Below are 20,776 nucleotides of genomic sequence, written 5' to 3' on the forward strand. Positions count from 1 at the left end.
ACTAAAAAACCTCCTTATTTAAAATCTGATTTTAAGAACTCATTTACTATTTTACCAAAAATTCGAGGTTGTTCCACATGTATTGCATGGCCTGTACCATTTATTTCGTTTACGACAGATTTTGACAACAGCTGGTCCATACTTTTAGCTATATCACAAAATTTCTGATCTAATTCTCCACATAATAGAAGAACAGGCACGTTTAAATTAGGAAGTACATCCCACCATGCAGGTTGTGCCCCTGTCCCCATCCCAATTAAGCTATTCGCTAAACCAAGTGATGAGTTTTGTAATCTTAACTGTCTAATTACATTTCGTTGTTGAAACGGTAATCGAGCTTGCGTTGCAAATAGTGGAATACTCTCCCATTTATCAACAAAACGCTCCATGCCTCCGCTGATTATTTCATCGGCAAGCTTTTCATCTGCCTGTCTACGTTTTTCCCGTTCATCAGCTCGTTGTAATCCTGGGGAACTACTTTCTACTATTAATTTATTTATTCGATCCGGATAGATGCAAGCAAATGATAAAGCTAATCTTCCACCCATTGAGTAGCCGAGAACATTTGCCTTTTCGATCTTTAATTCATCGAAAATACAGACCAGGTCCTCTACTACTTCCTCCATTTTATACCTAGAAGGGTCTTCTGGACAATCGGTACCTCCATGACCAATAAGATCAATAAGTACGAGCTGATAGTTCGAAAACTCCTTTAAAAGATGTTTCCAGTTTAAAGAAGAGCCCGTAAAGCCATGAAGCAAAATAAGTGGTTCACCTTCTGAATAAATATCAACGTGATAATGGATACCTCTAATGATCATTGTTTCAACACTTTTCTTATTTCCTGGGAAACACAATCTAACATTTCTCGATGAATATTGACACGATTCTTTCGATCCGTCGGTACTTCGATGACATTTAAACCTTTACGTGATTCAATCGAACGAAACAATGTACGCATTTCTTCCCAGCTTTCGACTTTTTCATAGAATCCATTATACATGTCAACTACTTTTGAAAAGTCCAAACCAATTGGCGTTCCATACAATGTTTCAAAATGCTTTTCTTCTTTAGACTGTGGCAAAAATGAGAAAATACCGCCACCATCATTATTAATTAAAATAATTGTTAAATCGAGATTGTTCATTTTTGCTGCTAAAAGACCGTTTAAATCATGATAAAAAGATAAATCCCCAATTAATAGGAATGTCCGTTTTGGGGCATCGACACTAGCGCCAAGTGCAGTAGATACTACGCCATCTATTCCACTTGCTCCCCTATTTGCGAGGATGGTAATACCTTTGGTCGTTTGACTAAAAAATGTATCAACATCACGAATTGGCATACTATTCCCAACGATTAATGTACTTTGATCAGGCAAAAGTTTTTGAAGCTCTCGAACAATTTTCCCTTCAAACATCTCTGTCATTTGTTCCATCAAGCTGTCAACCATTCCTCGATACAATTCATTGCACTGAACCCATTTGTCGTAATAAGGAGAGGCTTCCCTTTTGCTAACTTTTCCTAACAACCGCTTGCAAAAAATTGTTTCATCACACGTGATCATATAAGCAGCGTTTAAAGTTGGGTCTCGGAAGCCGCCACCTTGATCAACGACAATTTGCATAATGTCAGGATTGTTTTTCAACAATAATGTCAATGGTTTTGAAACTGGCATCGCACCAAATCGAATGACAACATCTGGCTTTAGAGCTTCTACCAACACTGAGTCGGCTAAAATAGTATTATAGCTTTCAATGATGCCTTGTTTATTATGATCGCCAGCGCGCAATTGTGATAGCGGATCTGCTAAGACTGGGAACTTCAAATGCTCAGAAAGTCTTTGAACATGTTCTAAGAACCCAGGTACATGATGTTCTCCGCAAACGATTAATCCAGCTGATGCACCTTCAGCAAGTTGCACGATTGTATCCAGTTGATTGTCTGATAACACCGGACTTGTTGCTGCTATATGTACATATGTATCTCGGTTATCTTGTTTACTCCACAGGTTAGCTAAGTTTAAGTTAGGTACTAATGGTTCTCTCAATGGAAAATTCAAATGGACAACCCCAGCTGGACTTGTTAATGCTGTTCCAACTGCCCTTGCAGCAACTGTTCGAGCATACCGTAGCATCGTTGGTTGTTCTTCAGGTATCGCAAGGTCAACAAACCATTTTGCATAATGACCATACATATGAATCTGATCTATTGCTTGAGGTGCACCAACATCCCTCAATTCATGAGGCCGATCTGCTGTTAAAACTAGTAAAGGTACTCTAGCATAATGGGCCTCAACAACGGCAGGATAATAATTCGCCACAGCTGTCCCAGAGGTACATAGCAAGGCAACAGGCTTTTGCCCTGCCTTGGCAATCCCAAGTGCAAAAAAGCCTGCTGATCTTTCATCTACATTAATATAACAAGTAAGCTTAGGATGCTCTGCCATTAATATAGCTAATGGTGTAGAGCGCGATCCGGGACTTATGACCACTTTTTCAACACCAGAACGAACGAGCTCGTCGACAAAGCTTGCTACATACCGTGTAAATGAATCAGTTCTGTTCATTATTTAATCCTCCCAAAGCTGACAACATTGGTTTTAATTTAATCTTCGTTTCGAGGTATTCCGATTCTGGTTCAGACTCTGCTACAATACCACAGCCTGCGAATAAGGCAGCTTTATTTCCTTCAATTAATCCCGATCGAATCGCAACGACGAATTCTCCATTATCTTCATGATCTAACCAACCTATTGGTCCCCCGTACCAGCCTCGATGCATTGGCTCAAGCTCCCTTATTTTCTCAATCGCCTTCTCCTTTGGAAAACCACCTAATGCTGGAGTAGGGTGAAGTCTTTCAACCATTGAAAAGAGGGTATGACCTTCTCGCGCAAGCCCTTTTACAGGTGTGTAAAGATGTTGAATATTTTTTGTTTTTAATAAAGTTGGATCCATAGGCGACACTACTTCATCGCAAAATTGATCAAATGCTTCTTTAATCATTTTTACAACAATAGAATGCTCAATTAAATTTTTATCATCTTGTAAAAGTTGATCGCCTAGCTGTTGATCTTCATCATTGTCCTTCCCACTTTTTATTGATCCCGCGAGACAGGTTGAAAGAACATGATTTTCTTCTTTCTTTACTAATCTTTCTGGGGTTGCACCAATAAAGTACTGTCGACCATTTTCGAAACCAAAAATAAAGCTTGTTGGTTGTTCTCTTTGAAGGCGACCTACCACCTGATAAGGATTAATCGTGTTTGAAAATTCCAATCGAACTTCACGCGCTAATACGACCTTATCAATTTCTTTTGCACGAATATCAGACGTTGCTTTTTCCACAGCCTCTATCCACTCAGATGTTTTTAATTCAATTGAAGCGAATTCGTTACCTTTTTCACAATCCAATTGATAATTAGGTTTCATTTCAACAAATTGCTCAAAATGTTGAAGACACGTATCTAATTGGTCAAAAGGTGTGATTAATTTATTAATTGTCATATATGATTTCCCATTAATAATCGTTAACATGAGCGTTGGCATCACAAACTTTGCTTCAGAAAAACCCGCCCAAAGTTCAGAGTTTTCCTTCATTGGATCAAAGGAAAAACCACCAAATAAAATGGGGCCCGTGCCAACCTGTTTGAAAGTAGAAATCAGTTTTTTATTGAAGCGTTTCCATTCGTTTTCAATTTGCTGGAAACGTTCAGAAGTGTGTTGATTATTTTCTAGTATGAGTTCTTTTCCTATTCCAACCATCGTAAAATCAGCTTTTGGAGTAGACCAAAAAAAGCGTTCTCCTAAAGATAATTCTTCACCAGAAGCAAAGAAATGGAGGGGGTCAAGTGCATCCACTTCTTTAATGCGGCTAACGATCACTGATTGATTCGTTTGCTTTGCCTCTTCCAATGCATGCTCTATATTTTCTCTAATTGTTTCATCCAAAGTTGTAATCAAGTTTATCCCCCCGAAACCGAATATTGCTTTATTAAGATACACCTACCGTTTGTGGTGTATAAATAGTATGGATTTAATCACTAATATCTTATTATACACCTATTATATCTCTTATAGTACAAGATTAAAATGAAAACATCCTTAAACGATGTAGCATTTTAAAGGCATAATTGGCAATAAGAAGAAAAATTGGTGAAAAAATTTGAAACCCCGTCCTTTTCCACTTAATAAAAAAATTGAATGCATCATCGAAATCATGTTTTCTGTGTAATATTTTACAATCATGATTTCATTAAATCTGCTCATAATAGGTAGTGAATATTATTGTGACACTTCCATCAGAAGATTTCTACCGATGGATGCCCCACGTTATGATTTTTAGTGGGTTTTGAAGCGAGATATTACAGTAAGGAGCGTGGATGGTATGCTAGATTCACATCAAAAAGAGACCTTCCGTTCACAGCTAACAAAAATGAAGGAAGATATTGAACAACGGTTTGAAATGAATGGACATTTCGGTTTAGAGATTGGACATCCCCATGAATCAGTTGGTGAGCTATCTAGTTATGACAATCATCCAGGCGATGAAGCGACTGAATTATATGAGCGTGAAAAAGATGTCGCCCTAAATGAACATACAAGAGAAGAACTAACAGATATTGATCATGCTCTCCAAGCAATTGATAATGGAACCTATGGTAAATGTGAGGTGTGCGGGGTTGATATTCCACTTGATCGACTTGATGCACTCCCTACGGCTACTACGTGTAAAGAGCATTCACCTGAACAGCATGTCTCTCATAATCGACCTGTTGAAGAAGAGGTACTGATGCCACCTTTCGGAAAATTCGATTATGATGATGACCGGGCTGAAAATGTCGGTTTTGATGCAGAAGATGCTTATCAAATTGTTAACAATTTCGGTTCATCTGAAACACCATCAGATTTTGCTAATCCTCAAGAAAATTACAATGATGTTTTTATGGATTCAAGCGATCCCATTGGCTATGTTGAGGATTATGAAAACTTTATAGGTACTGACATTGAAGGGAAAGAAATCAAGGTGTACCCATCAAATCAGCATCAGAAATATGAAGACATGCTCGACGAAGAAGGATTGATGACAATCTTTGGTGATTTACCTGGATATGAAAAGGATCCTTATACAGAAGATAATGATTGATTTTTTTAAGGACTCCCTGATTATGAGGGAGTTTTTGATTTGTATGCTGATTCGTTTAGAAAGTACTATCGGAATTGCTGGACCTGAAGAAATAATTCATTACCGTCTCACCTCACAAATAAACTTCTATATGCTGTCATTACGCTGTATTATAGAAGTAGTACATTAAAAAGTTTTTTATATCACTACTTTAATCTACATAATTTGGAGGGGTCCTGTTGAACGCACATGAAATTGATTATGTCTTGCATGGAGACGATATGCAGTTTGTTGAAATTGAATTAGATCCAAATGAAAGTGTTGTTGCCGAAGCTGGTGGCATGATGATGATGGAAGATGGCATTGATATGGAAACAATCTTCGGTGATGGAGACAACAATCAAAAGGGCTTTTTAGGAAAGCTAGTTGGTGCCGGTAAACGAGTACTTACAGGTGAAAGCTTATTTATGACTGTTTTCACAAATAAAGGAGTTGGTAAAAAGCAAGTTTCCTTTGCTGCTCCATATCCTGGTAAAATTATACCTGTTGATTTAAGTGAACAAGGGGGTAAGGTCATTTGTCAAAAAGATGCCTTTTTATGTGCAGCAAAAGGTGTTTCGGTCGGCATTGACTTCCAAAGAAAACTCGGTACTGGATTTTTTGGTGGCGAAGGATTTATCATGCAAAAACTAGAGGGCGACGGCTTAGCTTTCTTACATGCAGGTGGAACAATTATTAGAAAAGACCTTCAGCCAGGTGAAAAACTGCGCATTGATACTGGATGTCTTGTCGCTTTAAGTAAAGAAGTAGATTATGATATCGAATTTGTTGGAAAAGTTAAAACAGCATTTTTCGGTGGCGAGGGCTTATTCTTTGCAACAGTTCGTGGACCTGGTTCAGTTTGGATTCAATCGCTGCCATTTAGCCGTTTAGCAGATCGTGTCATCGCAAGTGCTCCCTCTGCTGGTGGAGAAGGGCGTGGAGAAGGTAGCATACTTGGTGGATTAGGTAGATTATTAGACGGTGATCGTTAAAGAACAAAAGCGTAAGCGCCTTAATCAGCCTCGGGCAAATAAGCCGCTCTTGAATAGAAGGTGTTTTTTACCTTCAATTCAAGAGCGGCTAGGACGCTTGCGCTGGATGTCATGCGCTTATCCACAGTACAAGAATTTTATAGTTTCTTAAACGAAAAAATGGTGCTGACTCCAAAATTGGGTCAGCACCATTTTATTAACTTTATTGGGTATCCCTTATATACAGAATAGCGTTTAGTTTAATTAAGTCACGCCTTATATTCTTATCCCAACTGGTCCAATCTTCCATATTTCATCGGCATACTGCTGAATCGTTCTGTCGCTTGAAAAGTAACCGGAATGTGAAATGTTGATTAATGCTTGCTCAAGCCATTTATCGCGATTTTGATAGGCATTTCCAACCCTTTCCTGCACATCAATATATGATGCAAAATCGCGGAGAAGGAAGTACTGATCATTTTGAACGAGAAGTGAATCTGCAATCGATTCAAATTCACCTTCATCTTCTGAGAAGAAGCCGTTCGTTAATTGATCCACAACCTGACGTATTCTTAAATCGTGATGATAATATTCCATCGAACGATAACGACCGTTTTCCTCGTATCTTTGAACCTCCCCAGCTGTTAGTCCAAATGTAAAGATATTCTCCCTACCTACCTCTTCCATAATTTCTATATTTGCACCATCTAAAGTTCCGACGGTTAAAGCACCATTCATCATAAATTTCATGTTCCCTGTTCCTGACGCCTCTTTACTTGCAGTCGAGATTTGTTCGCTTACATCTGCTGCTGGAAAAATATCTTCTGCAAGGGAAACACGGTAATTCCCCATAAAAATAACCTTAATAACTTGAGAAACCCTTGGATCATTATTTACTTTATCTGCTAAAGAATGAATTAGTTTAATGACCTTTTTCGCATAATAATAAGTTGGTGATGCTTTTGCCCCGAAAATAAACGTACGGGGTTGGATCGAATAATTAGCGTCCTCTTTAATTCGATTGTATAAATACATAATGTGTAAAACATTTAATAATTGCCGTTTGTATGCATGTAACCTTTTTACTTGAACATCAAAAATTGAATCAATATCGACGATGATTCCATTTTTATCAGCAATTTCCTTCGCAAGAATCTCTTTTCTTTTTCTTTTGACTGCAGCGAAGCGCTCTTTTAATTCAGGGTGATAAATATGTCTCTTCAAATCAAGCAATTTCTCTGGCTGTCTTTTCCATTCATCACCAATTACCTCTGTGATTAATGAGGTTAACTCTGGATTTGCTTTTAATAACCAACGACGGTGGGTTATACCATTCGTCTTATTATTAAACTTCCATGGATAAATGTCATAAAAAGATTTCATTTCGCGATTTTTTAAGATGTCGGAATGAATTTTTGCCACGCCATTAATACTATTGCTCCCAACAATCGCAAGGTGAGCCATCTTGACTAATCCATGTGCAATAATAGCCATATGTTCAATGCGTTCCCACTCTCCAGGATAATGGTCCCACAACTCTGCACAAAAGCGCTCGTTAATCTCTTCAATAATCATATAGATTCTTGGTAAAAGTGGTTGAAATAAATAAATAGGCCATTTTTCCAATGCTTCGGATAAGATTGTATGATTTGTATAAGACAACGTATTTGTTGTAACTTCCCATGCTTCGTCCCATGTCAAACCTTCAATATCCATTAGTATTCTCATCAACTCTGGTACCGCCATAGCTGGATGTGTATCGTTAATATGAATCGCAACCGAATGATGAAGCTCTCTTAGGTTTTGATTTTCCTTTTTAAACGAAGCAATAATACTTTGTATGCTTGATGATACAAGAAAATACTGTTGCTTTAACCGCAATATTTTTCCTTCATCATGTGTATCGTCCGGATATAGATAGTCTGTAATTGCTTCTATTTCACGTTTATAGGATAAGGTATCCTGGTTCGGTCCGAGAGAAGATGGTTCTGCATTCCAAAGTCTTAGTGTATTAACCGTATCTACTTGATATCCTATTACAGGCATATCATAAGGAACAGCCAACACTTTCTGTGCCCCTACATGCTTAAAGGAGAGTGCATTGTTATCATAGCTCGTTTCCACTCTTCCCCAAAAAAATACTTTTATAGCTTCCTCCGGCTTTCGAACCTCCCAAACATTCCCATGTCTAAGCCATTGCTCAGGAAGTTCTACTTGATACCCATCAACAATCTTTTGATCAAACAGCCCATGTTTATAGCGAATTCCATATCCATGTCCTGGTAAGTTTAACGTTGCAAGTGAATCTATAAAGCAAGCAGCAAGACGGCCAAGTCCGCCATTACCTAATGCTGGGTCTGATTCACATTCTTCGATTTCACTTAATGAAATACCAAGATCATGTAACCCTTCCTCAACTACCTCTTTTATTTCTAAATTGAGCAAATTCTGACCAAGCAAGCGGCCTAGCAAAAATTCAATTGATAAATAATATACTTGCTTTTTGTTTTCTGACCTGTAAAGTTCATTCGTTTCAATCCATTTCGTGCTAATATATTCCCTTACCATATTCCCTAACGTATGGTATTGGTCACGAATTGTCGATTCCTCAATTCCTTTTCCACACAAACTTTCTAGTTTTTTAAGATAGCCTTTCTTAAATCGCTCTTTATTGGAGAACATGGCTTTTCACTCCTAGTCACCAAATCAGCATATAACTGATTATATTTCAAAGCGGATTGCGCCCAACTATAATCTTGTTGCATCGCGTTTCCAACAAGATCTTGCCAAACATCCTTCTGTTGATAAAATTCAATTGCACGATAAATCGTATGTAACATGTCATGTGCATTAAAGTTCTGGAATGAAAATCCATTCCCTTCTTCGGTATCTTCACGATAAGAAGAGACAGTATCGTTCAACCCACCCGTTTCCCTAACGATTGGGATTGTCCCGTATCTTAATGCAATCAGTTGGCCCAAGCCACATGGTTCAAACTTTGAAGGCATTAAGAACATGTCTGAACCTGCATAGATGCGATGCGCCAACGTCTCATCAAATCCTATGTAAGCTTTAAATTTATTTGGGTAAAGCCATTCCATATGTTTAAAGTAATCCTCAAATTCCTTTTCACCAGTTCCAAGAACAATCATTTGAATCTCTTTACTTAACGCTTCATCAAGAACACGCTTGACTAAGTCAAATCCCTTTTGCTTCGTTAATCTTGTGACCATAGAAATCAATGGGATATCTTCCTCGACAGGTAGCCCAAAAGCAGACTGTAGAGCCGCTTTATTTTTTGCTTTCTTACTGAGTGTTTTAACAGTAAATGGCTCTTCAATTTCCTTATCTGTTGCTGGGTTATATAATGTATCATCGATTCCGTTTACGATTCCAACAAGGGATGATTCTCTCGCCCGTAGGAGACCATCTAACCTTTCTCCATAATAGGCTGTTTGAATTTCATCCTTATATGTAGGACTAACAGTTGTGATCGAATCAGAAGCAACAATTGCCGCTTTCATAAAATTCACATGGCCATGGAATTCGACCTTCCAGAAATCCTCCACATCAATATTCAAGAGATCATGTAAAATATCGTATGGGAAGATCCCTTGAAATTGAAGATTGTGAATCGTAAAAACGGTCTTCATCTGTTTATAATAATCATCTTGTGCGTATTCCTCTTTCAGTAAGAAATTGATCATTCCTGCATGCCAATCATGTGAATGGATGATATCTGGCTGAAAGTCGATAGCCTTTAATGCATCTAATACACCTCTGCAAAAAAATGAAAATCGCTCGCCATCATCATAATGACCGTATAAGGAGTCGCGATAGAAATAATATTCATGATCGAGAAAATAATATGTGATCCCTTCATATTTGAGTGTTTCAATGCCACAATACTGCTGTCTCCAACCGACAGATACTGTAATTTCATCTACTTTTACCATCTTATCTCTGAATTTTTCTGCTATTAAACTGTATTTTGGTAGAATAACGCGAACATCATTTCCTAATCTATTTAGTTCTTTCGGTAATGCGCCCGCTACATCAGCTAAACCACCTGATTTCACGAACGGCACACATTCTGAAACAGCAAATAATACCTTCACGAGTTCATCAGCTCTCCTTGAATTGTTCTTTTTCTTAAAATAGATGGCATTGATTCAGTACCATTTATTTTGGAGGAATTTAATACCTTTACATCCTTATCAGCTATTACATTTTCTAGTACACACTGATCTCCAATTTGTGATTTTTGCATAATGACACTATTTTTAATCACTGTATCTTTTCCTATATGAACCCCTCTGAAAATAATACTATTCTCAACATAACCTTCAATCTTACAACCATTTGCAATTAAGGAATTCTTCACAACCGCATCTTTTCCATATTTAGTCGGTGGTTCATCTTTTGCCTTCGTTAAAATTGGTCTGTCTTTAAGAAAAATTCCATTCCAGATCGATGGATTCAGCATATCCATACTGTGCTTATAATAACTACTCATCGAATCGATGATTGCTACATAACCAGTGAACGAATACTCACAAATCGTAACATGGTTTCGTTTTTGTATGATTACATCAGTTAACGTCTGATAACCTGATTGCTCTTTCGTTTGAATAAGGTCAACTAATAGTTTTGTAGACATGATATACATTTGCAAGGACTTTCCATCCTTTGTTACTTCCGTAATATCACAACCATTTTTTAAATGTGATTGTAATACTTGTTTATAATCAATATTACAAACAGTATGGCTATTCGTAATCACCGCATATTCTTGTGTACTTCTTAAGAAGTAATCCATATGGTCTGAAAACTGACGGAATGACCCAAACTCATCGTACTCATTATGCAAGTGAGGAGACGGGAAAAAAAACAACCCATCTTTTTTTCGATTTAAGTCCCATTGTTTCCCTGAACCAAGATGGTCCATTAATGACCGATATTGATATTTAGGAAAAATAGCTACACTTTCAATCTCCGAATTCACCATATTTGAAAGGACAAAATCGATTACACGGTAGCGACTAGCAAAGGGAATAGCTGCCAATGAACGATGTAGTGTTAAATCTTCAATTTCCGATTTATAAGCTGTTGCATCAATAATACCTAGCATTCTCTGATTCAATTCATATCTCTCCTTTTATGGAAAAACAGTAAAAAGCACAATCATACTTTGACGATAACGATGTTCAACTGAAGATGAAAATCGTAGAAAAAGTGATTCTACGATTCAACAATCGCTAAAACATGCTAGCACTCTTACTATTTTCCCCTTACTTTATTAGCTTATTTGAAGCTTCTTGCCATTTATCCACAAGGGAATTACTTTATATTGCTATCAATAAGTGCTGCGATTTCCTCAATAACCTCTTCTGTTACAAGGAGAACTTCATCTGCATTTTTATCTGGGCAAATAATTGTTCCATTTGGAATTTCAATTCCACTTGGGACAATTGCATTCTCGATATGGACATTTTCTCCTATTATGGCATCTGGCATTAAGACAGAATTTTTTATAACAGAGTTCAGTCCCACCGTTACACCTTGGAATAATACAGAGTGATTCACTCTCCCCATAATCACACAACCATCATTCACTAATGAGTCTGTAACCTCAGCATCATCTGCAATAAACTGAGGAGGATGATTTGAATTAACAGTGTAAATCTTCCAATCTCTATCGTATAGATTCAATTGCGACTCATCATTTAGTAAATCCATATTCGCTTCCCAAAGACTTTTAACCGTACCAACGTCCTTCCAATAACCTTTGAATGGGTATGCAACAACATTTCGCTTTTCATCAAGCAATAAAGGAAGAATGTCTTTTCCAAAGTCATGACTTGAATAGGCATTGCGTTCGTCCATTTCTAAATATTCTTTTAAAATCGACCATTTAAAAATATAAATACCCATGGAAGCTAAATTATTTTTCGGTTTTGCAGGTTTTTCATCAAACTCAATCACCTGCATCTTTTCATTCGTATTCATAATTCCAAAACGACTTGCTTCATCCCAAGGGACTTCAACAACTGATATGGAAGCATCTGCATTTTTTTCGATATGGTAGTCTAGCATTTCGGAATAATCCATTTTATAAATATGATCACCTGATAAGACTAGTACATATTCTGGATCATATTGTTTAATGTAATTAATATTTTGATAAATAGCACTTGCTGTTCCCTTATACCATTTCATCTCAGAAGACTCCGTAAATGGAGGGAGAACCGTTACCCCACCATTCTTACGATCTAAATCCCATACACTCCCTATTCCAATATATGAATTTAAGACAAGGGGTTGATATTGGGTAAGAACTCCTACAGTATCAATACCCGAATTCGTGCAATTACTCAATGTAAAATCAATAATTCGATACTTGCCTCCAAATGGAACTGCTGGTTTTGCTAAATTTTTAGTAAGGGAACTTAATCTGCTTCCCTTACCCCCTGCTAATAACATTGCGACGCACTTTTTTCTTCCCATTTTTATTCTCCCCTCTTTTTTTTACTGCTCGTAACATGACAGTTCCATATGGTGGTATCGTCATAGACAGATGATATGGTCTACTATGATATTCACCTTCTATTGCCTTTAGATTCTTTTTATTGATTTGATTAGAACCACCAAATTCTGTTGCATCGCTATTTAAAATCTCTACATACTCTGTATCGATCGGTACTCCCACTTTGTAGTCATGATATACAACCGGTTTAAAATTACAAATAATAACGAGAAGCTCATTTTCCTTGCTGCCCTTACGAATAAACGAAAAGATGCTTTGATCGGTATTGTTAACATCGATCCATTCAAAGCCTTCCTCTACATGATCTAATTCATATAACGGTTTCTGCTTTTGATAGACTTCCATTAATGCTTTAAAATAATGGCGCATTTTGTTATGCATCTCATAGTCTTCTAGCATCCAATCAAGCTGCTCTAAATCCTTCCATTCATCAAACTGTCCAAACTCCCCCCCCATAAATAACAGCTTCTTGCCAGGATGGGCAATCATATATCCGTAAAGTAACCGTAATTGGGCAAACTTCTGCCAATAATCACCGGGCATTTTATTAACTAGAGACTTTTTACCATGAACAACTTCATCGTGAGAAAAAGGCAAAATGAAATTTTCAGAAAAAGCATAGATAAGGGAGAATGTTACTTTATGGTGGAGTGCGTTCCTATGTTCTGGAGGAGTCTCCATATAGGTAAGGATGTCGTTCATCCAACCCATATTCCACTTGTAGTTAAAGCCAAGTCCACCTGACGAGGTAGGAGCAGTTACCATCGGCCAATCAGTTGAATCTTCAGCAATCATAAGTATATCGGGATCTTTTGCAAAAACAGCTTCATTCAGCTTCTTTAAAAAGCTAACTGCATAAGGATTTTCTACTAACTCATCTGAATTCGGCCAGTAGATCATATTTGCAACAGCATCTACTCGAAAACCATCTACATGAAAATGTTCAATCCAGAAAATTGCATTTGAGATGAGAAAGCTTTGGACTTCTGGTTTACCAAGGTCAAAGTTCGCAGTTCCCCACTCTAAATTTTCACGATCTTTATAATTGTTATATTCATATGTTGGCTCACCATCAAACATGTAAAGCCCATGGGCGTCCTTACAAAAATGACCTGGTACCCAATCAAGGATGACACCGATATTTTCCTGATGACATGCATCAATAAATCCCATCAGTTCTTGAGGTGTACCAAAACGACTTGTTGCAGAAAAATAGCCCGTTCCTTGATATCCCCAAGAACGGTCATACGGATGTTCAATGATAGGAAGCAGCTCAATATGTGTAAATCCATGCTCTATAACATATGGTATTAGTTGTTCGGCTAACTCTTTATAGCTAAATAACTCACCATCTTCATTTAGTTTCCAAGATACTAAATGAACCTCATAAATTGACATTGGACGATCATATGGTTGCTTTAGTCGCTTTTTCCTCTTCCATTTTTGATCGTTCCACTTATATCCAGATATGTCATGGATAATTGATGCTGTATTCGGTCTGACCTCTGAAAAAAATGCATAAGGGTCAGCTTTCAGTACTGAGTGTCCATCTTGTTTAATGATTTCGTATTTGTACACCTCACCTGCAGCTAATTGAGGAATAAATAGATTCCAAATCCCCTCATCGTTTAACCTTTCCATCTGATGATGTAATCCATTCCATTCGTTAAAATCACCAACTACATTTACCTTTTTTGCATGTGGTGCCCATACACAGAAATTGGTTCCAACTACACCATCTTGTTCCTGAACATGCGCGCCTAAAAATCCATAGCTTTCAAAAGACTGTCCTTCATGGAATAAATGAATATCATAGTCTGTTGGACATACTAGAGTCACAAAAGTCACCCTTTCTTTAATTATCTCTGTAGTTAACATTCAAGATTTATATTTAAATCCCTTCATTGAAACCGCTACCAACATGCGACAGTAATCTACAATATCAAGACCTATCATTTAAAATATTATTCTTTTAAAACAAAGGAAAAAGGAAGAATTTTATAAATAGTGAACAAAAAGCCTATTAAACACTGAATATTTTTATCAATTATTTAAAATACGATAACATTATCTATAGAATGGAAACCGCATAAAATAAGAGAATCGTGGATGAACAGAGAATCACAAAATTATTCTGAAAAAATATATTATTCGACTTTTTGTAGGTTTTTGTTGAAAGCTTTTTTTTAAAAAAAGAAGGAATTTCTCTGATTATTTGCAGGAGGAAGAATTTAAGGACAATATAACTCCGTTTATTCACTTTTAATGATCAAGTTAGAATATTAATTTTATGCCGCATGATGGCTTTGATAAAAAGGCATTCCCTTATAGTAGTTTCTGCTTCCTTACATTTATTATCCACCTCGAAACTAGCAGTCATATCCCCACTAGTTCTGTTAAAAATCTCAATATTTTTTACAAAAACTTTACTTGACATCTAGCTGACACATTCAGCATTTAAACTAGCAATTGTTCGAGATAAACAAAAGCCAATACATTTCTTATCATAGGCAATTTCATTATGAAAAGGAGGAAAAAAGAAAATGCCAATTCTGACCTCATTTAATCCAGCAGGTCGTAAAGAGCTGAAGCATGCGATTTCAATTGCTGAATATCTCGTGTTACGTAGTAAGCTTCTTCACTTTATGAAAAGAGATTCAAACGCTGGAACGAATGGAAAATACTTTATTCGTTCAACCTATTTCGATAATTTTGATAATAAAATTTTGAACGAGAAAAAAGAAGGGTACTTAAATCGGGATAAATACCGTGTTCGTATTTATGGAAAAAGCGATGGTGTCATTAATCTAGAACGAAAAAGTAAGCGAAATAACTTAACATTCAAATCGAAATGCAGGATCACACGTGAAGAGTTTGAAAAAATGCGGATTGGTGACATTCTTTGGATGGAAGAAGACGAAAGAGCACTGTTACGAGATTTATTTTTTGAGATGCACTATTACCAAATCAAGCCTAAAACAGTGGTTGATTATGAACGGGAAGCATTGATGTACCCTTATGGCAACGTTCGTGTCACTTTCGATTTAAAGGTGCAAACAAGCCTACAAAATACAGATATGTTCAATAAACATCTACCAATGGTAGACGTATTAGAACCAAATTTAGTCATCTTAGAGGTTAAATATGATGAATACTTGCCAGATGTCATTAAACATTTACTTCATTTGTCAGACACAAGACAAGAGGCGTATTCTAAATATCAATTAAGTCGGATGTATGGATAAAAAACATAAGTAGTAGGAGAGAAAAAAATGGATACAACAACTAATTTTTCAGATATTTTTAAATCAAGCTTTTTAGAAACAAATATTTCATTTTCAGTAATTGATTCACTACTTGGACTAGGAGTAGCATTCCTAGTGGGGTTAATCATTTATGCGGTGTATAAGAAAACATTTAATGGTGTTATTTATTCCCATTCATTTAATATATCATTAATTATAATGACAATGGCAACAGCCTTAGTCATTATGGGTATTAGTCAAAACGTATTATTATCACTTGGTATGGTCGGAGCTCTATCCATCGTTCGTTTTCGTACGCCAATAAAAGACCCGATGGATTTAGTTTTCTTATTCTGGTCAGTCATTGCCGGTATTTTAAGTGGAGCAGGCTTTATATTATTAGCCATTATCGGGTCTGTCCTTATCGGCCTTGTCATTATTTTATTCGCAAACAAAATTAAAGTGGAAAACCCATATCTATTGGTAGTGAAATTAGAAAATAACATGATCGGCGAAGAAATTGAACGGATTATGAAGGATAAAACGAAAAAATTTGCTTTAAAATCAAAATCGATTATCCAAGATTCAGAAGTTGAAGTTACTTATGAAATTCGTGTAAAAGAAAATGATACACAAATTGCCTCAGAGATCTCAAACCTTCAAGGTGTGTATTCAGCTGTTATGTTAAGCTACGATGGAAACTTCACTGCATAAAGGAACGAAAGTAGATCTGAGATTTCAGATCTACTTTCATGTCAAATTAATAGAATGAACAAAGGGATGATAAATATAATGAGGAAAAGACGTAATCGACTCTTGCCACTATTGTTTGGTATAGCATTTATCATCAGTGGTTGCAGTAGCGAAACAGGATCAAGTAGTACGGAACCTACTGACCTTGCAAGTAAATTAGTAACTTATGATCATGATGATATGTATACAGATTGGCAGGACGAAAATGTAACATTTATTCATTTAAATAAAACAACGGCAACGGTAGATGAAAATGAAGGTGTCATTGTAGAAAATAAACAAATCTTTATTCGAACTACTGGAACATATGTTATTGACGGAGCTTTAAAGAATGGACAAATTATTGTCGATGCAGAAGATGCCGGCACAGTTCGAATTGTTTTAAATGGTGCAACAATTCACTCTTCAACAAGTGCACCCATTTATATAAAACAAGCGGATAAAACAGTTCTTTCTTTAGAAGAAAATACTGAAAATACCCTTTCTGATGCGACAGAATATGTTTATGCAGACGGAGAAACAGATGAGCCAGAAGCCGCCATCTTTAGTAAAGACGATTTAACGATCAACGGTACAGGTGCATTAGCTATATCCGGAAATTTCCAAGATGGGATTTCGAGTCGAGATGACTTAAAAATTACTGGCGGAAAGATCAAAGTCACATCAGTTGATGATGGGATCGTCGGGCGGGATTTATTCGCATTAAAGGAAGCTACAGTTTCAATAAAAGCAACTGGTGATGGAGTGAAAGCTTCCAATGATGAGGATGATTCAAAGGGAAATATCATGTTGGAAAGCGGCTCTTTATCCATTCAAGCAAAGGCTGATGGCATTCAAGCTGAGAAGACTGTTACTGTAGTCGACGGTGATTATTCTATTGTAGCTGGAGGTGGTAGTCCAGAAACGATCGAGAGCACGGAGGAATTTGTTGGTGCCTTTGGTCGTCCGGGAGATAAAATGACAAACAGGGCTGGTGCTAATGAGACAACAACTGAAGCAGAAAACACACCACAAACGCAAAATGACGTTACAGCGCCTGAAGGTAGCGCAGAGGAAATACCTGTAATGCCAAGAGGAGAAGAACCACCCGAAGGAATGACAGGTGAACCACCGAGCATGCCAGCGGAAACATCCGAGGAAACGGAGTCTGAAAATACGATCAGTACAAAAGGAATTAAGGCAGGGACAGAACTCACTATTGCTGGCGGAACATTTACCATCGACTCTCTTGAAGATGCGCTTCATAGTGATCAAAATCTTTCAATTTCTAGTGGGAAAATAACGATTTCGACTGGTGACGATGGAATTCATGGAGGTGCAGATGTAGCAATTAACGGTGGAACCATCGATATCCAAAAAAGCTTAGAAGGAATTGAAGGGATTAATGTAACAATTGCTGATGGCAACATCCATCTTCAAGCAGAGGATGATGGAGTCAATATCAATGGCGGTAGTAGTGACTTTGAAATGCCGGGAATGGGTAAGAATGCTTCAGGAACTTCTGAAAAAACAGCAACAGCTGATGAAGAGACAACTACTGAAGAAGAGACAACTACTGAAGACGGTCAATTATTTATCGAAGGTGGCTACTTATTAGTCAATGCAAATGGAGACGGACTAGATTCAAACACTTCAATAAAAATGACGGGTGGAACCGTACTTGTATATGGACCAACATCATCTGGAAATGGATCTCTTGATTACAATGAATCCTTCATTATTGAAGGTGGTATTTTAGTTGCATCTGGTAGTAGTGGTATGGTACAAGGCGTCTCAGAGGATTCAACACAAAAAGCCATGGTGATGACATTCCCTGAATTCCAAGAATCAGGAACAGCCGTTTATGTCGAAGATAGCAATGGTAAACAAGTCTTTGCGATTGCTCCAGAAAAACAATTCCAAACCATTTTAATTAGCACACCAGACCTTCAAAGTGAACAATCGTATACTCTCAACTCTGGTGGTGTCTTAACAGGAAAAAATACAGATGGTTTGTATGAATCAGCAGAATATAAGAAGGGTTCATTATCTGTAGATTATACATTATCAAATGTAATGACATACTTAGACGAATCCGGTGAAACAGATGGTCAAGCAAATGGGATGTTTGGTGGTCGTGGAAGAAATCCTTTTACCACTGATCAAAACAATGACCAAAGTATACAAACTGATACAGGACAAGGTAATGAATAACATAAAATGACAATTAGTGGGGATTTCTAAAATCCCCACTATTTAATATGGTTAAGGCATTTCACTAATTGTTTTTGCTTGCATATGAAGAGCTAAATAATCTGGACCGCCGGCCTTTGAATCTGTACCAGACATTTTAAATCCGTAGAATGGATGGTAGCCAACAATTGCTCCTGTACAATTTCGATTAAAATATAGGTTTCCTACATGAAATTCTTGCTTTGCACGTTCAATATGCTGTCTGTTAGTTGTAATAACAGCCCCTGTTAATCCATATTCAGCATTGTAGGCAATGTTGAGATCCTCATCGAAGTTCCTCGCCTTCGCAGACGCAACAACAGGGCTGAAAATTTCTTCCTGCATGAGTCGTGAGTTTGGATCTAGATCAGCAAAGATGGTTGGTTCAATAAAATATCCCTTTGAATCATCACCCTTCCCACCACTCACTAAGTGTCCTTCTTCCTCTCCAATTCGTATAGTCCATAATGAAGCTTGATCAATCACAGGACACCTATACGTGTTAGTATGTTCAGGATTGCCTCTTATTTTCTGTTCAGTTATTTCTACAACACGCTGAGGAACTTGATCATATACATCCTCGTGAACGACGGCCCGAGAGCCAGCAGAACATTTTTACCCGGCGAGGCCAAATACCGAAGCGAAGATGGATTGAGCAGCAAGCTCAAGATCACAGTCCTTATCAACATCAACAGTATCTTTTCCACTCATTTCAGCAATGACACGCTTTAAGTGCATTTGTCCTTTTTGAACCTTTGCCATACGTTCAAAAATGTGTGTATCAACCTCACGAGAACCAGTGAATGTAATGTTGCTCGTCAACTAAATAATCTCCGACGCCTTAATCAGCCTCAGGCTTATGACCTCGAGGGGCTAGGCACTGGAGCTGGACAATTCTCGAAGCCTAGACTTATAAATTCTGATATTACAAAAAAGCATTGCAAGTATGCAATGCTTTTTGATGACCCGTACGGGATTCGAACCCGTGTTACCGCCGTGAAAGGGCGGTGTCTTAACCGCTTGACCAACGGGCCAATATTCAACTAAATTATTATATGGCGGAGAAGGAGGGATTTGAACCCTCGCGCCGCTTACGCGACCTACACCCTTAGCAGGGGCGCCTCTTCAGCCTCTTGAGTACTTCCCCATATGGCTCCGCAGGTAGGACTCGAACCTACGACCGATCGGTTAACAGCCGATAGCTCTACCACTGAGCTACTGCGGAATAATGTTTAAAATGGTGGGCCTAAATGGACTCGAACCATCGACCTCACGCTTATCAGGCGTGCGCTCTAACCAGCTGAGCTATAGGCCCATTTTTTGGAGCGGGTGAAGGGAATCGAACCCTCATCATCAGCTTGGAAGGCTGAGGTTTTACCACTAAACTACACCCGCAAAGATAATATAAATGGGGCGACTGATGGGAATCGAACCCACGAATGTCGGAACCACAATCCGATGCGTTAACCACTTCGCCACAATCGCCACATTATGTCATTTAAAAGAAAATGGTGGCTCAGGACGGAATCGAACCGCCGACACATGGATTTTCAGTCCATTGCTCTACCAACTGAGCTACTGAGCCATAAATAGTTTTCGGCTTCCACTAAGCTTCAAATCTCTTCGTCAGCTCCTTCACTCACATCCTCACGTATTAACATACGCTCCGGTGTTCGTTCAGTCGCTTCCTCGACCTTTTCGCTTATCGAAATCCTTTTACTTGAGACAAGAATATTATAGATTATGTTTTATAAAGAATGGCGGTCCGGACGGGACTCGAACCCGCGACCTCCTGCGTGACAGGCAGGCATTCTAACCAACTGAACTACCGGACCATTTTGGTTGCGGGGACAGGATTTGAACCTGCGACCTTCGGGTTATGA

At 37.8% G+C, this 20,776-nt stretch carries 13 protein-coding genes, 8 tRNA genes and 1 pseudogene; 5 read left to right on the top strand and 17 right to left on the bottom strand.

Going from position 1 to position 20,776, the window contains the following annotated elements; all coding sequences use genetic code 11:
* Positions 1-14: 14 nt before the first annotated feature.
* The 3 genes from menH to K9V48_RS15405 are packed head-to-tail and all read right to left on the bottom strand — an operon-like array spanning position 15 to position 3,962.
* The gene (gene menH / locus K9V48_RS15395; RefSeq protein WP_224139926.1) at positions 15-821 is read right to left on the bottom strand and encodes a 2-succinyl-6-hydroxy-2,4-cyclohexadiene-1-carboxylate synthase; all 807 of its coding nucleotides are present in this window, start codon (positions 819-821) and stop codon (positions 15-17) included.
* The gene (gene menD / locus K9V48_RS15400) at positions 818-2,569 is read right to left on the bottom strand and encodes a 2-succinyl-5-enolpyruvyl-6-hydroxy-3-cyclohexene-1-carboxylic-acid synthase (RefSeq protein ID WP_224139927.1); all 1,752 of its coding nucleotides are present in this window, start codon (positions 2,567-2,569) and stop codon (positions 818-820) included. The genes menH and menD overlap by 4 nt, the downstream gene beginning before the upstream one ends.
* Positions 2,556-3,962, bottom strand: a complete 1,407-nt coding sequence (locus K9V48_RS15405; RefSeq protein ID WP_224139928.1) for an isochorismate synthase — start codon at positions 3,960-3,962, stop codon at positions 2,556-2,558. Before K9V48_RS15405 ends, menD begins: the two co-directional genes overlap by 14 nt.
* A 424-nt stretch (positions 3,963-4,386) precedes the next feature.
* Between K9V48_RS15405 and K9V48_RS15410 the strand changes: the two genes are divergently transcribed.
* The gene (locus K9V48_RS15410; RefSeq protein WP_224139929.1) at positions 4,387-5,145 is read left to right on the top strand and encodes a yteA family sporulation protein; all 759 of its coding nucleotides are present in this window, start codon (positions 4,387-4,389) and stop codon (positions 5,143-5,145) included.
* 218 nt (positions 5,146-5,363) lie between these two features.
* On the top strand, positions 5,364-6,158 hold the full coding sequence (locus K9V48_RS15415) for a TIGR00266 family protein (RefSeq protein ID WP_224139930.1): 795 nt from the start codon (positions 5,364-5,366) through the stop codon (positions 6,156-6,158).
* 255 nt (positions 6,159-6,413) lie between these two features.
* On the opposite strand, the gene K9V48_RS15420 is transcribed toward K9V48_RS15415, so the two are convergent.
* From K9V48_RS15420 to glgB, 5 genes are all read right to left on the bottom strand, one after another.
* Entirely contained in the window at positions 6,414-8,819 is a 2,406-nt protein-coding gene (locus K9V48_RS15420; protein WP_224139931.1) for a glycogen/starch/alpha-glucan phosphorylase, read from the bottom strand.
* Positions 8,771-10,255, bottom strand: a complete 1,485-nt coding sequence (gene glgA, locus K9V48_RS15425) for a glycogen synthase GlgA (protein WP_224139932.1) — start codon at positions 10,253-10,255, stop codon at positions 8,771-8,773. The genes K9V48_RS15420 and glgA overlap by 49 nt, the downstream gene beginning before the upstream one ends.
* Complete coding sequence (locus K9V48_RS15430) at positions 10,252-11,268, bottom strand: GlgC family sugar phosphate nucleotidyltransferase (RefSeq protein WP_308012586.1); 1,017 nt, start codon at positions 11,266-11,268, stop codon at positions 10,252-10,254. The genes glgA and K9V48_RS15430 overlap by 4 nt, the downstream gene beginning before the upstream one ends.
* A 209-nt stretch (positions 11,269-11,477) precedes the next feature.
* Positions 11,478-12,644, bottom strand: a complete 1,167-nt coding sequence (locus K9V48_RS15435) for a glucose-1-phosphate adenylyltransferase (protein ID WP_224139934.1) — start codon at positions 12,642-12,644, stop codon at positions 11,478-11,480.
* Complete coding sequence (gene glgB / locus K9V48_RS15440) at positions 12,601-14,523, bottom strand: 1,4-alpha-glucan branching enzyme (protein ID WP_224139935.1); 1,923 nt, start codon at positions 14,521-14,523, stop codon at positions 12,601-12,603. The genes K9V48_RS15435 and glgB overlap by 44 nt, the downstream gene beginning before the upstream one ends.
* A 704-nt stretch (positions 14,524-15,227) precedes the next feature.
* On the opposite strand from glgB, the gene K9V48_RS15445 reads away from it, so the two are divergent.
* From K9V48_RS15445 to K9V48_RS15455, 3 genes are all read left to right on the top strand, one after another.
* Positions 15,228-15,929: a polyphosphate polymerase domain-containing protein gene (locus tag K9V48_RS15445; RefSeq protein WP_224139936.1), complete on the top strand. Its 702-nt coding sequence runs from the start codon at positions 15,228-15,230 to the stop codon at positions 15,927-15,929.
* A 27-nt stretch (positions 15,930-15,956) separates the two neighbouring features.
* On the top strand, positions 15,957-16,643 hold the full coding sequence (locus K9V48_RS15450; RefSeq protein ID WP_224139937.1) for a DUF4956 domain-containing protein: 687 nt from the start codon (positions 15,957-15,959) through the stop codon (positions 16,641-16,643).
* 78 nt (positions 16,644-16,721) lie between these two features.
* Positions 16,722-18,875, top strand: coding sequence for a carbohydrate-binding domain-containing protein (locus K9V48_RS15455; RefSeq protein ID WP_224139938.1), 2,154 nt, complete (start codon positions 16,722-16,724; stop codon positions 18,873-18,875).
* 51 nt (positions 18,876-18,926) lie between these two features.
* Here the strand turns inward: K9V48_RS15455 and K9V48_RS15460 are convergent.
* The 9 genes and pseudogenes from K9V48_RS15460 to K9V48_RS15500 all read right to left on the bottom strand — a co-directional run.
* Positions 18,927-19,712: pseudogene (locus K9V48_RS15460) on the bottom strand (aldehyde dehydrogenase family protein); the annotation flags it as partial.
* 143 nt (positions 19,713-19,855) lie between these two features.
* Positions 19,856-19,927, bottom strand: a tRNA-Glu gene (locus K9V48_RS15465).
* A gap of 22 nt (positions 19,928-19,949) precedes the next feature.
* Positions 19,950-20,040 (bottom strand) — tRNA-Ser (locus tag K9V48_RS15470).
* Positions 20,041-20,043: 3 nt separating this feature from the next.
* A tRNA-Asn gene (locus K9V48_RS15475) sits at positions 20,044-20,118 on the bottom strand.
* A 13-nt stretch (positions 20,119-20,131) separates the two neighbouring features.
* Positions 20,132-20,208: transfer RNA gene (locus K9V48_RS15480), tRNA-Ile, on the bottom strand.
* Positions 20,209-20,214: 6 nt separating this feature from the next.
* A tRNA-Gly gene (locus K9V48_RS15485) sits at positions 20,215-20,288 on the bottom strand.
* A 14-nt stretch (positions 20,289-20,302) separates the two neighbouring features.
* Positions 20,303-20,378, bottom strand: a tRNA-His gene (locus K9V48_RS15490).
* Positions 20,379-20,402: 24 nt separating this feature from the next.
* A tRNA-Phe gene (locus tag K9V48_RS15495) sits at positions 20,403-20,478 on the bottom strand.
* Between the two features lie 173 nt (positions 20,479-20,651).
* Positions 20,652-20,728 (bottom strand) — tRNA-Asp (locus K9V48_RS15500).
* Between the last annotated feature and the right edge of the window lie 48 nt (positions 20,729-20,776).

This window comes from Metabacillus rhizolycopersici (assembly GCF_020075705.1).